Here is an 18,355-nt window from a genome sequence, read left to right on the forward strand (position 1 = left end):
CAGCCGCGAACGGACACGCGACGCGGCTTCCGGACATCGGCCCGGACGTCGCCGATGACGCGGCCTGGTCGGCGGCGGCGCGCGCCTCGCTCGGCCACACCGATGCGCGGCTGGACAAGCGCTTCGACCAGGACGACGGCATGGACCGCATCCTCGCGCTGCGCGCGCGGGCGGTCGACCACCTGCTGAAGGACGCCTGGCTGCGCTGCATCCCCGAGGATGCGCCGATGGCGCTGTTCGCGGTGGGCGGATACGGGCGCGGCGAACTGTTTCCCCAATCCGACGTCGACGTGCTGGTGCTGGCCGCATCCGATGTGCAGCAGGCCCACCACGATGCCGTGGCGCGCTTCTTCGCGATGCTCTGGGATGCCGGCCTGCCGATCAGCCACAGCGTGCGCTCGGCGAGCGAATGCACGGCCGCAGCCGCCGCCGACCAGAGCGTGCTGACCGCGCTGATCGAGGAGCGGCTGATCGTTGGCGAACCCGTGGACGAAGGCCTGCTGATCGACGCCATCGGTCCGGCCAGGGTCTGGCCGCCGCGTGATTTCTTCGTCGCCAAGCGCGAGGAGCTGCGCATCCGCCACGCACGCTTCGGCGACACGTCCGACAATCTCGAACCCAACATCAAGGAAGGCCCGGGCGGGTTGCGCGACCTGCACACGCTGGGCTGGATGGCGCTGCGCACGTTCGGCGTGCGCGACCTCGAGCCGCTGGTAGGCCTGGGCCACCTGGGCCAGGACGAAGCCCTCGCGCTCGCGCGCGAGCGGCGTGCGCTGGGTCGCCTGCGTTATGGCCTGCATCGCGTGGCAGGGCGCCCCGAGGAGCGCCTTCGCTTCGATTACCAGAAGACGCTGGCGCAGCGTCTTGGTTTTGCCGATGACGCGGGAAGCCTGGGCGTCGAGAAGATGATGCAGGGCTTCTACCGCAGTGCCGCCATCGTGCGCCGGATCAGCGACCGTCTGCTGCAGCGCTTCGAGGAACAGTTCGATGGCGAGGCATTGCCCGAACCGCTGGACGAGCGCTTTGCGCTGCGCCGGGGGTATCTGGCCGCGCGCGAGGTCGCCTGGCCCGGGGACGATGTCGCTCAGGTGTTCGCGTTGTTCGCGACATGGGCGGCGCACCCGCAGATCCGTGGTCTGCATTCGCGCACGGCGCGTGCGCTGGCGGAGTCGCTGCCCAGGCTGCCGGCGTACCCGGCGGCCGACCGGCTGCAGCGTGATGCCTTCATGGCGCTGCTGCGCGGCCCGCGCGCGGTGGAAACGCTGACCCGCATGGCGCGCCTGGGCGTGCTGGGGCAGTGGATCCCTGCGTTCGCCCGCGTGTCGGGGCGCATGCAGTTCGACCTGTTCCATGTCTACACGGTGGACCAGCACACCTTGATGGTGCTGCGGAACATCGCCGCATTCGCCGCCGGCCGCGCCGACGATCGCTTCTCCATCGCGCACGAAGTCTGGCCACGCCTGCGCAAGCCCGAACTGCTCCTGCTCGCCGGCCTGTTCCATGACATCGCCAAGGGGCGCGGTGGCGATCACTCGGAACTGGGCGCCGTGGATGCACGCGAGTTCTGCGTGGCGCACGGGCTCAGCGAGGCGGACACCGCGCTGGTCGCGTGGCTGGTGGAACAGCACCTGCGCATGTCGGTGACGGCGCAGAAGCAGGATATTTCCGACCCGGACGTCATCCACGCCTTCGCCACGCTGGTCGGAGACCGCGAGCGGCTGGACTATCTCTACCTGCTGACCTGCGCGGACATCGCTGGCACCAGCCCCAAGCTCTGGAATGCATGGAAGGACCGGCTGCTCGCCGATCTGTACTTCGCTGCGCGGCGCGTGTTGCGGGAAGGGCTGGAGAATCCGGTCGCCGTGGACGAGCGTCTCGACGAAGCGCGCGGAAGCGTGCGTGCGCTGCTGGAAGTGCAGGGCATGGCGGCCGCCCAGGCGGATGCCTTGTTCGCGACCATGCCTGAAGAGAGTTTCCTGCGCTTCCGTCCGGAACAATTGGCCTGGCAGGCACAGGCCATCCGTGGCGCGATGCCTGGCGAGACGCGGGTGCGCGCACGCCGCATCGCCGATGACGCGGACGCGATGGAAGTGTTCGTGCATTCGCCCGACCGCGACGGCCTGTTTGCCGCGATCCTCGCCACGCTCGACCGCATGGGCTTCGCGATTCACCAGGCGCGCGTGCTGGTGGGGCCCCAGGGCACCGTCTTCGATACGTTCGAAGTCCTGCCGGCCGATGCCTATGCGCCGCGCGATCCCGTCGAGGTGGCGCGCGGCCTGGGCGACGCGCTCGCGCGGCCGCTGGACAGCGTGCGTACGTCCCGGCGCGCCGTGCCGCGCCAGCTCAAGCATTTCCGCTTCGCACCGCGCATCGAGTTCGGCACCACGCCGGACGGGCGCAGGACCATCCTCGGCCTGGTCGCGCCTGACCGCCCGGGACTGCTGTCGGACGTGGCCCAGGTGCTGCGCCGGCAGGGCCTGCGCGTGCACGACGCGCGCATCGCCACGTTCGGCGAGCGCGCGGAAGACGTGTTCCAGATCACCGACGAACACGACCAGCCGCTCACCGACGCTTCCCAGCAGGACGCGCTGCGCGATGCGCTGCGCGCCGGTCTTGATACTCCCACCTGAGCAGAACCCAGCAGGACCTTTGATGACCCGCAAAGCCAGCAAGAACGAAGAACTGAAGTCCACCATCGAGAGCGCGTTCGAGCGCCGGGCCGAGCTGACGCCGGCCGAGATCGAGGGTTCCACCCGCACCGCCGTCGAGCTGGCGATCGAGGGCCTGGAGAGCGGAAAACTGCGCGTGGCCGAGCCCGACGGCAAGGGTGGCTGGAAGGTCAACGAGTGGCTGAAGAAGGCCGTGCTGCTGTATTTCCGCGTCAACGAGATGGAACTGGTCGAAGCCTATCCCGCGCCGTTCTGGGACAAGGTCGAGGCGCGCTTCGGTGCGTTCGACGAGAACGATTTCCGCAAGCTCGGCGTGCGCGTGGTGCCGGGCGCCATCGCGCGCCGCGGCACATACTTCGGCAAGGACGTGGTGCTGATGCCGAGTTTCGTCAACATCGGGGCGTACGTGGGCGAAGGCACGATGGTCGACACCTGGGCGACCGTCGGTTCCTGCGCGCAGATCGGCAAGCACTGCCACCTGTCCGGTGGCGCCGGCATCGGCGGCGTGCTGGAGCCGTTGCAGGCCAGCCCGACCATCATCGAGGACCATTGCTTCATCGGTGCGCGCTCGGAAGTCGTCGAGGGCGTGGTGATCGGCCACCACAGCGTGATCGGCATGGGCGTGTTCATCGGCCAGTCCACCCGCATCTACAACCGCGCGACGAAGGAAATCACCTACGGTTACGTGCCGCCGGGCAGCGTGGTGGTGTCCGGATCGCTGCCGGCTGCCGACGGCTCGCACTCGCTGTACTGCGCGGTGATCGTCAAGCAGGTCGACGAGAAGACCCGCAGCAAGACCAGCGTCAACGAACTGCTGCGCGGGTTGGCGGACTGAGCGATGGCGACGACGCTCTACGGTTTGAAGAACTGCGACACCTGCAGGAAGGCGATGAAGTGGCTGGACCGCTTCGGCGTCGCGTACACGTTCGTCGACTACCGCGACAGCCGGCAGTCGCCCGAGACGCTGAAGGGCTGGGCGGACAAGGCGGGCGGCTGGGATGCGCTGATCAACAAGTCCTCGACGACCTGGCGCCAGTTGCCGGACAACCGCAAGGCACCTGGCTCCGATGCGGAGTGGAAGTTGCTGCTGAAGGAGTATCCGCAGCTGATCCGCCGCCCGGTGGTGATCACGGGTGAAGACGGGTTTTCACAGGGCTTCAGCGACAATGGGTTCAAGAAGATCTTCGGAGCCGGTGCGTGAGCGATGTCGTCGAACTCTCCAGCGAACTGATCCGCCGCCATTCGGTGACGCCGGATGACGCAGGTTGCCAGCAGGTGCTGGCGACGCGGTTGGGCCAGGCCGGTTTCCACTGCGAACACCTGCGCTTCGGCGACACCGACAATCTCTGGGCCACGCATGGCGCCGGCTCGCCGGTGCTGGTGCTGCTCGGGCACACCGATGTCGTGCCTCCCGGGCCGCTGGACGCGTGGACCAGCGATCCCTTCGTGCCCACCATCCGCGATGGCGTGCTGTATGGCCGTGGTACCGCCGACATGAAATGCAGCGTGGCCGCGTGCACGATCGCGCTGGAGCGGTTCGTCGACGCGCATCCGGACCATCCCGGCACGGTGGCGCTGCTGGTCACCTCTGACGAGGAAGGCGACGCGCACGATGGGGTGAAGAAGGTCGCCGCGCTGTTTCGCGAACGAGGCCAGAAGATCGACTGGTGCATCACCGGCGAACCGTCGTCGAAGGATGGGCTGGGCGACTTGTTGCGCGTGGGGCGGCGCGGCACGCTGACCGCGACACTGACCGTGCGCGGCGTGCAGGGACACGTGGCGTATCCGCACAAGGCGCTCAATCCGATCCACAAGGCGTTGCCGGCGCTGGATGAACTGGCGGCGCGGCAGTGGGACGAAGGCTACGAGACTTTTCCGCCGACCAGCCTGCAGATTTCCAACATCCATTCCGGTACCGGTGCCAGCAATGTCATTCCGGGCGAACTGCAGGTGGTGTTCAACCTGCGCTTCAATCCCAGCTGGACGGCGGAGAAGCTGGAGCAGGAGATCGAAGCCATCTTCCAGCGGCACGGCCTCGACTACCGCGTGCAGTGGCATCGCGGTGGCGAGCCGTTCTACACGCCCGAAGGCCACCTGCGCGCCACGGCGCGCGCGGTGCTGGGCGAGTTCGCTGGTGCGCCGCCGGAGGAAAGCACGGCGGGCGGCACGTCCGATGCGCGCTTCATCGCGCCGCTGGGTGCGGAGTGCATCGAGGTCGGGCCGGTCAACGCCAGCATCCACAAGGTCGACGAGCATGTGCGCATCACGGACCTGGAGGCGCTGCCGGGCCTGTACCAGGCCCTGGTCGAACGGCTGATGCTGTCGGCGCGCGCGCCCTGAGGCATGTGCGCGCCGCCGTTCGCTTTCGGATGAAACAGTTGCCAAGCGGCGGCGGGACCGGTTACGGTCGCGCCATGCCCTGCCGCACCGCCATCAACAACAACCGCAATAACCTGCGCCCGAACAACGGGACGCGGGCGATGCGGCTCTGCGACTAGGCAACGAAAGACCTGCCGGATACCAGAAACCCGCATCGCGAGATGCGGGTTTTTTTTCGTTTCCGGCTTCCATCATCGAACCTCACCAGGAGCTTCCTCCCATGTGTTCCATCTTCGGCATCTTCGGGCTGCAGCCCGGCGACGACATCCAGGCCCTCCGGCGACAGGCGCTGGAACTTTCGCAGAAGCAGCGCCATCGCGGGCCCGACTGGAGCGGTGTCTACCATGACGACGGCGCCATCCTGGTGCACGAGCGGCTGGCCATCGTCGATCCGGCAGGCGGCTCGCAGCCGCTGCGTTCGGCCGATGGGGCGCTGGTGCTGGCGGTCAACGGCGAGATATACAACCATCGCGAGTTGAAGGCGGAACTGAAGCAGAACTACGCCTTCCAGACCGGTTCCGACTGCGAGGTCATCAATGCGCTGTACCGCGAGGACGAACCGGCGTCGTTCCTCAACCGCCTCAACGGCATCTTCGCCTTCGCGCTGTGGGACAAGGCGACGGGCCGGGCGCTGATCGCGCGCGATCCCATCGGCGTGTGCCCGCTGTACTGGGGCCACGATCGCGAGGGCCGGCTGTGCGTGGCATCGGAGATGAAGGCGCTGTCGCCGATCTGCGCGGATGTCGCCCAGTTCCCGCCGGGCCACTACTACGAGACGTCGACGCGGACGCTGGTCAAGTACTACGAAAAGCCGTGGCGTGATTACGCCGCAGTGGAGCATGTGGAAGTCGCCAGGCAGGAGCTGCGCGAAGCATTCGAGCGCGCCGTGCATCGCCAGCTGATGACCGACGTGCCCTACGGCGTGCTGCTGTCCGGTGGCCTGGACTCCTCGCTGGTCGCGGCTGTCGCCGCGCGTTATGCGCGGCATCGCATCGAGGACAACGACACGACCGAAGCCTGGTGGCCGCGGCTGCACTCGTTCGCCATCGGCCTGGACGGGTCGCCCGACCTGGCGGCGGCGGAAGTCGCGGCGAAGGCGTTGGGCACCGTGCATCACGGCTTCACGTACACGTTCCAGGAAGGTCTCGATGCGATTCCGGAGGTGATCCGCCACATCGAAACCTACGACGTCACGACCATCCGTGCGTCAACACCGATGTACCTGCTGGCGCGTCGCATCAAGGCGATGGGCGTGAAGATGGTGCTGTCGGGCGAGGGCAGCGACGAGATCTTCGGCGGCTACCTGTACTTCCACAAGGCGCCGGACGCGCGCGAATTCCACGAGGAGCTGGTACGCAAGCTGGACGCGCTCTACAACTACGACTGCCTGCGCGCGAACAAGTCGATGATGGCCTGGGGCGTGGAACCGCGCGTGCCGTTCCTCGACGTGGAGTTCCTCGACGTGGCCATGAAGATGGATGCCCTGCACAAGATGATCGACAAGGGCAGCACCGGCGCCAAGCGGATGGAGAAGGGCATATTGCGCGAGGCGTTCGAGGGCTATCTGCCGGAGTCGATCCTGTGGCGGCAGAAGGAGCAGTTCAGCGACGGCGTCGGCTACGGCTGGATCGACGGGCTGAAGGCGCATGCGGAGGCACAGGTCAGCGATCGCGAACTGGCGGCGGCCGACAAGCGCTTTCCGGTCAATCCGCCGCAGACCAAGGAGGCCTATTTCTATCGCACGCTGTTCGAACAGCACTATCCGGGCCAGGCCTGCGCGGAAACCGTGCCGGGCGGCAAGTCGATCGCGTGCTCGTCGCCGGCGGCGATCGCGTGGGACGCCAGCTTCGCGAAGATGGCCGATCCGTCCGGCCGTGCCGTGGCTGGCGTGCACGCGGCGGCCTTGCAGGCGGGTTGACGATGTCACCCGCCGACGTGGTGCGCGAATGGGTCCGCCGCTTCAACGCGGCGGACGTGGATGGCCTGGCCGCGCTGTATACGGAAGACGCGGTGAATCACCAGGTGGTGGCCGACCCGCTGCTCGGACGCGAGGCGATCGCGAACCTGTTCCGCACCGAATTCGCGCGCGCGACGATGGTGTGCGAGGTGGAACAGATCCTCGAGGACGGCGAGTGGGCCGTGATGGAATGGCGCGATCCGCTCGGACTGCGCGGCTGCGGCTTCTTCCGCGTGCGCGACGGCCGCATCGTGTTCCAGCGCGGCTACTTCGACCAGCTCAGCTTCTTCCGCCAGCAGGGGCTGGCGGTACCGGATCACTACCTGGGCTGAGCGTTGGCGGGACGCAGCGTCAGTGTGTGGGCGGCATCGCCCGGCAGGAATGGCGTCGGCCGTCCGTGTACCCAGTCGTCATGGCCTGCGCCCCAGAAGGGCGACATCGGGTGGCCACTCTGGCCGCCCGGCATGTGGATGATGCCGTCGGCCTCGTGGCCGGGCGACACCACCATGCGTTCCGAGGCGCCGAAGGACGGACCCTGCACACGCGGCATGGCGCCGTCACCGGCGAGTGGTTCGCCCGGCATGCAGAGCCTGGGCTTGAGGAAGGCGGGCAGGGCGTTCGCCAGCGGATGGCAGATCTTCGCGGTATTGCGCTCGCCCCAGCGGCGCTGCGCCAGAGGCCCTTGATCGGCCAGGTCGTCGCGGACTTCCTTCGCCGCGTCTTCCAGAAGCGCATCCCACGTCCTGTAGCGGCGCGACAACAGGTGCGGGGGGCGCTGTTCGAGCAATGGCCAGACGACGCCTTCCAACTGCGGCAGGTCGGGCATGATGAAGTCGTTGCCCAGGGCTGCCTGTGCGGGTGCGGTCAGGCCATCGGCGATGCGCGCATGCACGGCGAGGCGCCAGGCGCGCACGAGGCGATAGCTGACGGAGTCGACGCTGGCGACGCCTTCCCAGGCCCTGCCCGCATCCGCGAGTGCCTTCACGGAGGAGTCCGCGGGCGATCGTCCGGCTTCATCCTGCAGCAGTTGCCACCAGCGCTGCAGGAACACGGCGCGATCGTCGAGCTGGATGGCCAGCAGATCCTTCTCTGTGAAGCGTTCCTTCGCCAACAGGCCGTCGCGGATCTGCCTGGCGCGCGCGCCCAGCGCATAGCCGCCATCGCCGACCCGCGCCAGCGCGTCTCCCTCCAGGACGCGCGCGTTCGCGGTCCACAAACGGTGGTTGGGCGGCGAGGTCAGTACCGGCGTGAGCTGGCTGGAGATGAGCCACGGCGAGCATCGGCTCGGTGGTGCGGGGGTGGCTGCTGAAGCATCCGCGCTGCCGCGCGTGAACTCCAGCGAGTGCGTGCATGCACCCGCGCGCGACGCCAGCGGTCCCAGGATGCGCCAGGCGACGCGCCCCTTGTGGTCGGCGATGACGAGATTCTGTGCCGGCGTGGCGGTGCGCTGTGCGACCGACAGCACGGAGGGAAGATCACCGGCGGTGGCGAAATCCGCCAGGCCGAAGTTCAGCGCGCCGGGCTGGTGTGCGACCCAACGCAGGGCCAGCGCGGGCTTGCCGGGCGTCGCGGGATGCACGATGGGCCCGTAGCGCGTGTCGACAACGTCCAGCGTGACGGCATCGGCACCGGCCACGCGGATGGTTTCGGCATGGTGTTCGGTCGCATCGCAGGTGGCCGGATCATCACCTTTGCTGCACGGCTTCACCGGATACCAGTCCGCCGTGTCCGCATAGCTGTTGGTGAAGCCCCATGCCACATGCCCGTTGCTGCCGACGATGATGGCGGGCAGGCCGGGCAGGCTGAAGCCGGATACATCGACCCTCCCGCCGGGCGCGCGCGGGTTCGGATAACGCAGGCGGACGCGGAACCAGATGTTCGGCGCACGCAGGCCCAGATGCATGTCGTCGGCAACGATGGCGCGGCCGTCGGCGGTCAGTGCGCCGGCCACCGCCCAGTTGTTGCTGCCGGGCGTGCCCTTGTCGGCCAGGCGCCGGTGCGAGTCGGTCTTCGGCATCGGCAGCGTGCGCAGGTCGACGCCCGTCGCCGGTGGAAGCGCGGCATTGCCTCGTGCCTGCCCGTAGAGCGGCGCGTCCCACTCGGTGCCATCGTGGGTCAGCAGGTCGAACAAGGCCGGCGGCACGTGCTGGCGGATCTTCCACAGGCCGAGCTCGCGCAGGTTCCCGGAATCCTGCAGGTCGAAGTACATCGCGTATCCGGCCAGCGCCGAGTCGGTCACCTCCCAGGCGCGCGGCGATTGCCGCAGCAACAGGTAGGGCCAGGGGCGCGCGCGCAGGTCGCCAAGTCCGGCGTTGACGCCAGCGGCATAGGCTTCGAGCTGCGGCATGCGGTCGCCCGCGAATTCGCCCAGATGCGCGGATACCCGTGCGCGGATGCGGTGGGTGCGGCGCTCCTTGTCCATGTTCACCGCAATGGGGCCGAACAGTTCCGACAGTTCGCCGGCGGAACTGCGCCGCATCAGGTCCATCTCGAAGTAGCGCTCCTGGGCGTGCACGTATCCCAGTGCGCGGGTAGCGTCGGCCTCGCTGGCGGCGTCGATGGTCACCACGCCCAGCGCATCACGCTGGATCGAGACCGGTGCCGACAGTCCGGCCAGGCCGGACTCGCCTTCCAGCCGGGCCAGGCTGCCCCGCATCAACCACCACACCACAAGCAATGCCACGACGACGAGGGCCAACAGCAGCAGCGCGATGCGCCGGGTCCACTTCAGCATTACGGGATCCTTGCGGTAGGGGCGTGAGGGTCGCGGTCGATTATTCCACGGAAGCCATGACCGCCACTGCCGCAGCGCAACGACGAACGAGAGTGATTCCGATTCGGTCATCATGGTGCCTGATCGGGCATCCTGTGCGCCTCGCTACCGGAGCCACCTGCCATGAAAGGCCATCCCGACGTCGTCGACTATCTCAAGTTCCTGCTGCGCGGCGAACTCGCTGCCCGCGACCAGTACTTCATCCATTCCCGTCGCTACGAGGACATGGGGCTGAAGGCGCTGTTCAACCGCATCGACCACGAGATGCAGGAAGAAACCCAGCACGCCGATGCGCTGCTGCGCCGCATCCTGTTCCTGGAGGGCGATCCGGACATGCGCCCGGAGTCGTTCGTCGCGGGCAGAACGGTCGAGGAGATGCTGCAGCGCGACCTGGAGGTCGAGTACGCCGTACGCGCGAATCTGGCGAAGGGTGTCGGTCTGTGCGAACAGCATGGCGACTATGTCAGCCGCGAGATCCTGCTGGCCCAGCTCAAGGACACCGAGGAAGACCACGCGCACTGGCTGGAACAGCAACTGGGCCTGATCAAGCGCCTGGGCATCGAGCTGTACCTCACGTCGAAGCTGGACGGTGGCAGCGTTTCGGGCTGAGGCGGAGACTCAGGTCCGGCGAAGCCGATAGACGGCGGTGGTGAGCGCGGTCAGGCCTTCCGCCTGGAAGCGCGGCTCCTGGTCCAGGATGTCGCGCCGCTCGAGCAGCACGTGCTGCCACGGTGAAGCGAACAGCGCCTCGACTTCCGCCTGCCCGACCGAGAATGGCGGACCGTCCTTCTGCTGCTGCGGGTACTCCAGCGTGATCAGCAGTCCCCGGCAGCCGGACGGCAACGAGGCATACAGCGTGTCGAGGTAGCGGCGGCGCAGGGCGGGCGGGAGCGCGATCAGCGCCGCACGGTCATAGACCGCCTCCACATCGGCAAGCAGTGCTGGCTCCAGTCCGAACGCATCCCCCAGGATGATCTCGATGGGGCCGGCAGTGAAGTGATCGCCGTACTGGCTGACCGTCCTGACCGGCTCCACGCCCGCCTCCTGGAAGAACTGCGCCACGGCCAGGGGCGACAGTTCCACGCCCAGCACGCGGTATCCCTGCGCGGCCAGCCAGTGCATGTCCAGCGATTTGCCGCACAGTGGCACCAGGACACGGGCATCCGCACGCACCTGCAGCGATGGCCAATGTTTTTCCAGCAGCGGCATCACGTCACTGCGGTGGAAACCGATCTGGCCTTCCTGCCATCGCTGCAACCAGAAATCGGCATCCATTCGTGCGGCCCTTGTCGAAACCGTTGGATTGAAACTCGCCCGGCTGTTGCAGGAGGGGCTTCAGCCCCGAGGCTTCTCCGCGTGTAAAGCGGTCGGGGCTGAAGCCCCTTCTACAGCAGTCGGGATTTCACGAACGCGCCGCAGCGCATCCATGTGGTGGACTATTGGACATCCAGTCCATCGACCTTCTGCCAACCTCTCGGCAACAACCCACCCCGCGTCGCGCGCGCACCGACGTAGGCATCCAGGTCTTTGAACGACAGGCTCATCGTGCGCTGGCCGCTTTTCACCTGCAGCGTGCCGCCGGGCGACACGGCGGCGATGGCGACGACATGCTCGGTGCCCAGCTTGGCCTTCGGGATTTCGATGATCTTGTTGCCCTTGCCCTTGTCGAGTTCCGGCAGTTCGCTGACGGGGAACGCCAGCAGGTGGCCGGCGCTGGTCACCGCGACGATGCGGTCGGTTTCCGCATTCGGCACCACCGACGGTTGCAGTACATGGGCGCCGGCGGTCAGGTTGAGCATGGCCTTGCCGGCCTTCTGGCGACCGGTGAGGTTCTCGAAGCGGGTCACGAAGCCGTAGCCATGCGACGAGGCCAGCACGAAGCGCGTGTCGTTGTCGCCGCTGGCCAGCGCCTGGAACGATGCGCCCGCGACAGGAGAGAACCGGCCCGTGAGGGGTTCGCCATTGCCGCGCGCCGATGGCAGCGTGTGCACGGCAGTGGAATAGCTGCGGCCTTCCGAATCGAGGAACGCCACCTGCTGCGTACTGCGCGAACGCACCGCTGCGAGCAGGCTGTCGCCGTCGCGGTAGGAAAGCGTGGCCGCATCCATGTCGTGGCCCTTGGCCGCACGGATCCAGCCCTTCGCCGACATCACGACCGTCATCGGCTCGCTGGCAACCAGTTCGGTTTCATCCAGCGCCTGTGCGGCATCGCGTTGCACCAGCGGCGACATGCGCGCGTCGCCGAACTTCTTCGCATCGGCGGTGAGCTCGTCCTTGATCAGCTTTTTCAGCTTGCTCTTGGAGTCCAGCGTAGCGATCAGCTTCTCGCGCTCGCTGGCGAGTTCGTCCTGTTCACCCCGGATCTTCATTTCCTCAAGGCGGGCGAGTTGCTTCAGCCTGGTGTCGAGGATGTAGTCCGCCTGCTCCTCGCTCAGTGCGAAGCGTGCGATCAGTGCGGCCCTGGGCTCGTCCTCGGTGCGGATGATGCGGATGACTTCATCCAGGTTGAGGAACGCCACCAGCAGGCCTTCCAGCAGGTGCAGGCGGCGTTCGACTTTTTCCAGCCGGTGCTTCAGGCGGCGGGTGACGGTGTCGCTGCGGAAGGCCAGCCACTCCGTCAGCAGCATCTTCAGGTTCTTGACCTGCGGCCGGCCATCCAGTCCGATGATGTTGAGGTTGACCCGGTAACTCTTCTCCAGGTCGGTCGTGGCGAACAGGTGGCCCATCAGCTGTTCGGCATCCACGCGGTTGGAGCGCGGGATCAGCACCACGCGCACGGGGTTGGCGTGGTCGGATTCGTCGCGGATGTCTTCCAGCCAGGGCAGCTTTTTCGCGCGCATCTGGGCGGCGATCTGTTCGATCACCTTCGACGGCGAGACCTGGTAGGGCAGGGCATCGATGACGATGTTGGCGTTGTCCTTGCGCCAGACGGCGCGCGCGCGGACGCTGCCGGTACCGTTCTCGTACATCGCGCGCAGGTCCGATGGCGCGGTGATGATCTCGGCCCTGGTGGGGTAGTCGGGGCCCCGCACGTGCTCGCACAGGTCGGCGACCGTGGCATCCGGGTCGTCGATCAGCCGGATACAGGCGCTGACGATCTCGTTGAGATTGTGCGGCGGCACGTCGGTGGCCATGCCGACCGCGATGCCGGTGGTGCCGTTGAGCAGCAGGTGCGGCAGGCGCGCCGGCAACCAGGTGGGTTCCTCCAGCGTGCCGTCGAAATTGGGCGTCCAGTCCGCCGTGCCCTGGCCCAGCTCGCCCAGCAGCACTTCGGCGATCGGCGTGAGCTTGGATTCCGTATAGCGCATGGCCGCGAACGACTTGGGATCGTCGGGCGAGCCGAAGTTGCCCTGGCCTTCGATCAGCGGATAGCGGTAGGAGAACGGCTGCGCCATCAACACCAGCGCCTCGTAGCACGCGCTGTCGCCGTGCGGGTGGTATTTGCCGATGACGTCGCCGACGGTACGCGCGGACTTCTTCGGCTTGGCGCCGGCATTCAGGCCCAGCTCGCTCATCGCATAGACGATGCGCCGCTGCACGGGCTTCAGACCGTCGCCGATGAAAGGCAGGGCGCGGTCCAGCACCACGTACATGGAGTAATCGAGGTAGGCGCGCTCGGCGTACTCGCGCAGCGGGATCTGCTCGAAGCCGTGGAAGGTGGGGCGGATCGTTTCGGTCATTGCGGGCTAGCAGTCTGCGGGTCGTGGTCGACCCCGCCATTCTACCCGCCACCCCGTCTCACCCGATGCTACCCGGCAGCAGCGGACCGTCCAGCCACAGCCAGCGCGCCAGCCACGCCGTGGTGAAGGCGATGCCCAGCGTGAGCGGAACGCCGACGCGCAGGAAATCGCCGAAGGTGTAGCGGCCGGGGTTGAGGATCAGCAGGTTGCCGTGGTGGCCGATCGGGGTGAGGAATGAGGCCACCGCTCCCATCGCCGTGCATACGACGAAGGGCACCGGGTTCAGCTCCAGCCCTCCCGCCAGCGCCAGCGCGATGGGGGCGAGCAGTACCGTCGTCGCGGCGTCGGACAGGATCTGCGTCAGCAGCGCGGCGGTACCGAACATCACCAGCAGCAGCACCAGCGGCGACCAGTGTGCGGTGTGGTTGAGCAGCAGGTCCGCCACCAGCGCCGCAGTGCCGGTCTTCTCCATGGCGATGCCCAGCGGGATGACGCCGCCGATCATCACGAAGATACGCACGTCGATTTCCTGGTAGGCGCGCTCGATGTCCACGCAGCGCGTGATCACCATGGCGACCGCGCCGGCAAGGAAGGCGATGTGCGGCGCGAGCACCTCGGTGGCCGCGGCCGCCACCGCCGCCGCCATGATCAGCAGGGCGATGGGCGCACGACGACGCGGCTTCTCCCTGCCACCGAACGGCATCAGCATCAGGAAGCCGTGATGGGCCGCCAGCGGTTCGAGGTTCTGCTGCTGGCCCCACAGCACGAGCAGGTCGCCCTCCTGCAGCACCATTTCCGAGAGCTCGCCATGCAGCCAGCCTTCGCGGCGCCACAGGCCGACCACCACCACGCCCAGGTTCCGCAGGAAATCGATGTCGGCGACGCTGCGGCCGACGAACTCGGAATGCGGCGCGACCACGGCCTGCACCAGCTGCTCTTCGCCCAGGGCTTCGGTCTTCGGCTGTTCGTTTGGTTTTTCGCCGTACTTGGCCACTGCATGCAGGGCCAGCCCGGGTTCATTGCGGATGGAGGCGATCTCGTCCGGCGAGGCCCGCACCAGCAGCACGTCCCCGGCATCGAGCTTGCCGTCCATCCGCTGGTTGCGGCGACGCATGCCCTGGCGCAGCCAGTCCACCACCTGGAGCCGCTTGTCGAACGCTTCGGCGAATTCGCCGCGCGTCTTGCCCACCCACGGCGAAGCTTCTTCCACCAGCAGTTCGGTGTAGTAGCGGTCCAGCTTCAGATAGTCGCCCTGCGGTGTTTCACCCTCGCGCTTGGGCACCAGCCAGCGTCCCAGCAGCATGTAGGCGGTCCCCAGCACCACCAGGGCGGCACCGATGGGCGTGATGGCGAAGATGTCCAGCCCCGGCAGGCCCGCGCGCTTGATCAGGTCGTTGGACAGCAGGAAGGCGGGCGCGCTGAACAAGGTCAGCGTGGTGCCGAGCGATGCCGCCAGCGACATCGGCATCAGCAGGCGCGATGCGGCCAGTTTCTGCTCGCGGGCGATCCGCATCAGGATGGGCAGCATCATCGCGGTGACCATCACGTGGTGCGAGAACGCCGCCAGCGCGGCAGTGGCGGGCATCACCACGGCGATCGTGCGCCATTCGCTGCCGCCGGCCGCCCTGCCGATGCCGGCACCGATGCGTTCGGTGATACCGGTGGCGGACAAGCCGGCCGACAGCACGAATACGGCGGCGACGATGATCGCCGGTTCGCTCGCGAAGCCCGACAGCGCTTCCTTCGGGCCGAGGATGCCGGTCAGCGTGAGTGCGAGCAGCGCCAGCAGCGCGACCAGGTCGACACGCAGTTTCTCGCTTATGAACAGACCCAGGGTGATCGCCAGGATGGCGAGGAACAGGATCTGTTGGAACTCCATGCGCGTCTCCGTGCGGTGCATCGTCGTGCGTGGTCACCAGCCTACTGCGGATCGCCGTGAAGGCGCGTGAGGCGGGAGGTCGCGGGCGGCGCTTTGTGCGCACGCATGCCGGAAACGAAAAACCCCCGCTTTCGCGAGGGTCTTCGTTGTGCGTGGTGCCCAGGAGAGGACTCGAACCTCCACGGTTTTACCCGCTAGTACCTGAAACTAGTGCGTCTACCAATTCCGCCACCTGGGCAGGTAAGCGAGGCGCGCATTTTGTGGGGAGTGCGGGGGATTGTCAACGGTCCCCTTCGCATGGCGTTGTTCAGGCGGGGTGTACCATCCCCCCATGACCAACAAGACACCACGCAGCGGCGGCAAGACGCCCGCCGGGAAAGGAAGCAAGCCAGGCGGCACGCCCGGTTCCCGCAACGCCGGCAAGCCGGCCCCGTCTGGCAAGCCCGGCAAGCCGGCCAAGAAGAGCCTCCCGCCCTGGATGCCCGATGTGCCCGCGCGAGCGCCGTCCCGCACGCATGCCGGCGCACCGCCCGCCCGCCGCAACCCGGGCTCCGGATCACGTACGGGCGGTCGTTTCGTCGATCCGCATGCGCAACGCGAAGCGCAACGTTATGAACAACCCATTGCCAGTCGCGAGGCCATCCTCGGCTTCCTCGAAGCAGCGGAAGGTCCGCAGACGGCGGAGGAAATCGCCGGTCCGCTGGGCCTGGACGCACCCGAGCGTTTCGATGCGCTGTCCAAGCGGCTGGGCGCGATGGTCCGCGATGGCCAACTCGTGCAGAACAGGCGCGGCGGTTTCGCGCCCGTGCAGCAGACCGACCTCATCTCCGGCACGGTGATCGCCAATCCCGACGGCTTCGGTTTCCTGCGTCCTGATGCGGGCGGCGACGACCTGTTCCTGCCGCCTTACGAGATGCGCAAGGTCATGCACGGCGACCGCGCGCTGGCCAACGTCACCGGCATCGACCGCCGCGGCCGCCGCGAGGGCAGCATCGCGCGCGTGCTGGAACGCGGCGTCACCCGCCTGATCGGCCGCTTCGGTTTCGAGGTCGGCATCGCCTACGTGGCGCCGGACGACAAGCGCATCCAGCGCAACGTGCAGATCCCGCCCGACGCTACCGGCGGCGCGCGCGATGGCCAGCTGGTCGTCGTCGAGCTGACGCAGGCGCCGGACACGCGCCGTCCCCCGATCGGCAAGGTCATTGCCGTGCTCGGCGACAGCCTGACGCCCTCGCTGGTGGTCGAGGCCGCGATCCACGGCCACAACCTGCCGCACGAGTTTCCGCAGGAAGTGCTGGACGAAGCCACTGCGGTGCCGCTGGTGATCGAGTCCTCGATGATCGGTGGCCGCGTGGACCTGCGCGACATGCCGCTGGTGACCATCGACGGCGCCGATGCGAAGGACTTCGACGATGCGGTGTATTGCGAGAGCAATCGCCAAGGGCTGCGCATGAAGAACCGCAGCGGCTACCGCCTGGTGGTGGCCATCGCCGATGTCTCGCACTACGTGCGCCCCGGTACTCCGCTGGATGATGAAGCGCAGAAGCGCGCGACCTCGGTGTACTTCCCGGGTTTCGTGGTGCCCATGCTGCCGGAGACATTGTCCAACGGCATCTGCTCGCTGAATCCGAACGTCGACCGCATGTGTTTCGTCTGCGACATGCAGGTCAACAGCGAGGGCGAAGTCACCCAGTCGAAGTTCTACGAGGCAGTGATGCGCTCGCACGCACGCCTCACCTACGACCAGGTATGGAAGGCAGTGGGGGAGGGCGACGCCGAGGCACGCCAGTCCATCGGCGCCTTGCTGCCGCAGGTCGAGCGCCTGCACGAGCTGTACGGCCTGCTGGCCAAGGCGCGCGAAAAGCGTGGAGCCATCGAGTTCGAGACCTCCGAAGTCCGCTTCGAACTCGACAATCGCGGTGAAGTCACCCAGGCCGGCATGCTGCAGCGGAACGATGCGCACAAGCTGATCGAGGAGTGCATGATCGCGGCGAACGTGGAAGCCGCCAGGTTCCTGCTGGGCGCGCGCATTCCCGCGCCGTACCGCGTGCATGACCGGCCGCCGGAATCCAAGTACGCCGACCTGCTCGAGTTCCTGAAGGAATTCAAGTTGAGCCTGCCGGCCTGGAGCAAGGTGCAGCCACGGGATTTCACCCAGCTGCTGAAGAAGATCCGCGAGCGTCCCGACGTGACCCTGCTGGAATCGGTGGTGCTGCGCAGCCAGAGCCTGGCGGTCTACTCGCCGGACAATGCGGGCCATTTCGGTCTGGCGCTGGAGGCCTACGCCCACTTCACGTCGCCGATCCGGCGGTACCCCGACCTGCTGGTGCACCGTGCGATCAAGTACGCATTGACCAAGGGCAAGCCGGAGAAATTCCTGTATTCCCCGCACGAGATGGCGGCGCTGTCGCTGCAGTGTTCGGAGCGTGCGCGTCGCGCCGACGAGGCCGAGCGCGAGGTCGACGAGCGTTATCGCGCGGCGTGGATGGAGAAACACGTCGGCGGCCAGTTCGATGGCGTGATCAGCGGCGTCACCAGCTTTGGCCTGTTCGTGGAGCTGGATCAGTCCAAGGTCAACGGCCTGGTCCACGTGACCCAGTTGCCGCAGGACTATTACCACTTCGATCCGCTGCGCAAGACGCTGTCGGGCGAGCGCCGCGGCCTGTCTTACCGCTTGGGTGACCGTGTGCGCATCGTCGTACTGAAGGCCAGCCTGGAGGAGCGCAAGATCGATTTCCGTCTGGTCGACGAAAAGGGCAAGGACAATGGGCTGCCCTCGCCACAGCCGCGTGGGCAGCCGGCCAAGCGCAGGAAGCAGAAGTACTGATTGAAGCCCGTCTTCCCAGCGCACGCTGGGATCCAGCTTGATCTTGGCTTTCTTCGCAAGGACCTGCGTGAAACGGCAGAATCAGGATGGATCCCGGCTTTCGCCGGGATGACGATCAAGGGCGGCACCGTCGTCCGGCGCTTGTGGGGATGACGTGGTCCTTGTCGTCGGGCGTTGCAGGATGAGCGTGG

11 protein-coding genes, 1 tRNA gene and 1 pseudogene are annotated in these 18,355 nt (G+C 67.2%); 8 read left to right on the forward strand and 5 right to left on the reverse strand.

The window, feature by feature from the left end:
- The first annotated feature begins 35 nt into the window (after positions 1–35).
- The 6 genes and pseudogenes from glnD to IB223_RS05300 all read left to right on the forward strand — a co-directional run bounded on the left by glnD (position 36) and on the right by IB223_RS05300 (position 7,337).
- A complete protein-coding gene (gene glnD / locus IB223_RS05275; protein ID WP_343227168.1) occupies positions 36–2,630 on the forward strand; it encodes a [protein-PII] uridylyltransferase in 2,595 nt (864 codons plus the stop codon).
- A 46-nt stretch (positions 2,631–2,676) separates the two neighbouring features.
- Positions 2,677–3,504, forward strand: a pseudogene (dapD, locus tag IB223_RS05280) (2,3,4,5-tetrahydropyridine-2,6-dicarboxylate N-succinyltransferase); the annotation flags it as partial.
- A gap of 3 nt (positions 3,505–3,507) precedes the next feature.
- Complete coding sequence (locus IB223_RS05285; protein WP_192200592.1) at positions 3,508–3,870, forward strand: arsenate reductase; 363 nt, start codon at positions 3,508–3,510, stop codon at positions 3,868–3,870.
- Entirely contained in the window at positions 3,867–5,009 is a 1,143-nt protein-coding gene (dapE, locus tag IB223_RS05290) for a succinyl-diaminopimelate desuccinylase (RefSeq protein WP_192200593.1), read from the forward strand. Before IB223_RS05285 ends, dapE begins: the two co-directional genes overlap by 4 nt.
- A 259-nt stretch (positions 5,010–5,268) precedes the next feature.
- On the forward strand, positions 5,269–6,966 hold the full coding sequence (gene asnB / locus IB223_RS05295; RefSeq protein WP_192200594.1) for an asparagine synthase B: 1,698 nt from the start codon (positions 5,269–5,271) through the stop codon (positions 6,964–6,966).
- Between the two features lie 2 nt (positions 6,967–6,968).
- Complete coding sequence (locus tag IB223_RS05300; protein WP_192200595.1) at positions 6,969–7,337, forward strand: nuclear transport factor 2 family protein; 369 nt, start codon at positions 6,969–6,971, stop codon at positions 7,335–7,337.
- Here the strand turns inward: IB223_RS05300 and IB223_RS05305 are convergent.
- On the reverse strand, positions 7,325–9,739 hold the full coding sequence (locus tag IB223_RS05305; protein ID WP_192200596.1) for a penicillin acylase family protein: 2,415 nt from the start codon (positions 9,737–9,739) through the stop codon (positions 7,325–7,327). The genes IB223_RS05300 and IB223_RS05305 overlap by 13 nt on opposite strands.
- A gap of 162 nt (positions 9,740–9,901) precedes the next feature.
- Between IB223_RS05305 and bfr the strand changes: the two genes are divergently transcribed.
- Positions 9,902–10,387 carry a bacterioferritin gene (bfr, locus tag IB223_RS05310; RefSeq protein WP_192200597.1) on the forward strand — a complete coding sequence of 162 codons (486 nt, stop codon included), beginning with the start codon at positions 9,902–9,904 and terminating at the stop codon, positions 10,385–10,387.
- 9 nt (positions 10,388–10,396) lie between these two features.
- On the opposite strand, the gene IB223_RS05315 is transcribed toward bfr, so the two are convergent.
- The 4 genes from IB223_RS05315 to IB223_RS05330 form a co-directional block, all read right to left on the reverse strand.
- Positions 10,397–11,053, reverse strand: a complete 657-nt coding sequence (locus IB223_RS05315; protein ID WP_192200598.1) for a thiopurine S-methyltransferase — start codon at positions 11,051–11,053, stop codon at positions 10,397–10,399.
- Between the two features lie 161 nt (positions 11,054–11,214).
- Entirely contained in the window at positions 11,215–13,458 is a 2,244-nt protein-coding gene (gene parC, locus IB223_RS05320) for a DNA topoisomerase IV subunit A (RefSeq protein WP_192200599.1), read from the reverse strand.
- Positions 13,459–13,516: 58 nt separating this feature from the next.
- The gene (locus IB223_RS05325) at positions 13,517–15,337 is read right to left on the reverse strand and encodes an SLC13 family permease (RefSeq protein ID WP_192200600.1); all 1,821 of its coding nucleotides are present in this window, start codon (positions 15,335–15,337) and stop codon (positions 13,517–13,519) included.
- A gap of 153 nt (positions 15,338–15,490) precedes the next feature.
- Positions 15,491–15,575, reverse strand: a tRNA-Leu gene (locus IB223_RS05330).
- Positions 15,576–15,815: 240 nt separating this feature from the next.
- On the opposite strand from IB223_RS05330, the gene rnr reads away from it, so the two are divergent.
- A complete protein-coding gene (rnr, locus tag IB223_RS05335; RefSeq protein WP_343227169.1) occupies positions 15,816–18,164 on the forward strand; it encodes a ribonuclease R in 2,349 nt (782 codons plus the stop codon).
- Positions 18,165–18,355: the final 191 nt, after the last annotated feature.

This window comes from Pseudoxanthomonas sp. PXM03, from assembly GCF_014852005.1.
Lineage (GTDB): Bacteria > Pseudomonadota > Gammaproteobacteria > Xanthomonadales > Xanthomonadaceae > Pseudoxanthomonas_A.

Excerpts from the sequence above, each read along its gene's own strand:
- IB223_RS05285 (WP_192200592.1), top strand. The coding sequence starts at position 3,508 with ATGGCGACGACGCTCTACGGTTTGAAGAACTGCGACACCTGCAGGAAG.
- asnB (WP_192200594.1), top strand. The coding sequence starts at position 5,269 with ATGTGTTCCATCTTCGGCATCTTCGGGCTGCAGCCCGGCGACGACATC.
- IB223_RS05300 (WP_192200595.1), top strand. The coding sequence starts at position 6,969 with ATGTCACCCGCCGACGTGGTGCGCGAATGGGTCCGCCGCTTCAACGCG.
- IB223_RS05305 (WP_192200596.1), bottom strand. The coding sequence starts at position 9,739 with ATGCTGAAGTGGACCCGGCGCATCGCGCTGCTGCTGTTGGCCCTCGTC.
- bfr (WP_192200597.1), top strand. The coding sequence starts at position 9,902 with ATGAAAGGCCATCCCGACGTCGTCGACTATCTCAAGTTCCTGCTGCGC.
- IB223_RS05315 (WP_192200598.1), bottom strand. The coding sequence starts at position 11,053 with ATGGATGCCGATTTCTGGTTGCAGCGATGGCAGGAAGGCCAGATCGGT.
- parC (WP_192200599.1), bottom strand. The coding sequence starts at position 13,458 with ATGACCGAAACGATCCGCCCCACCTTCCACGGCTTCGAGCAGATCCCG.
- IB223_RS05325 (WP_192200600.1), bottom strand. The coding sequence starts at position 15,337 with ATGGAGTTCCAACAGATCCTGTTCCTCGCCATCCTGGCGATCACCCTG.
- rnr (WP_343227169.1), top strand. The coding sequence starts at position 15,816 with ATGCCCGATGTGCCCGCGCGAGCGCCGTCCCGCACGCATGCCGGCGCA.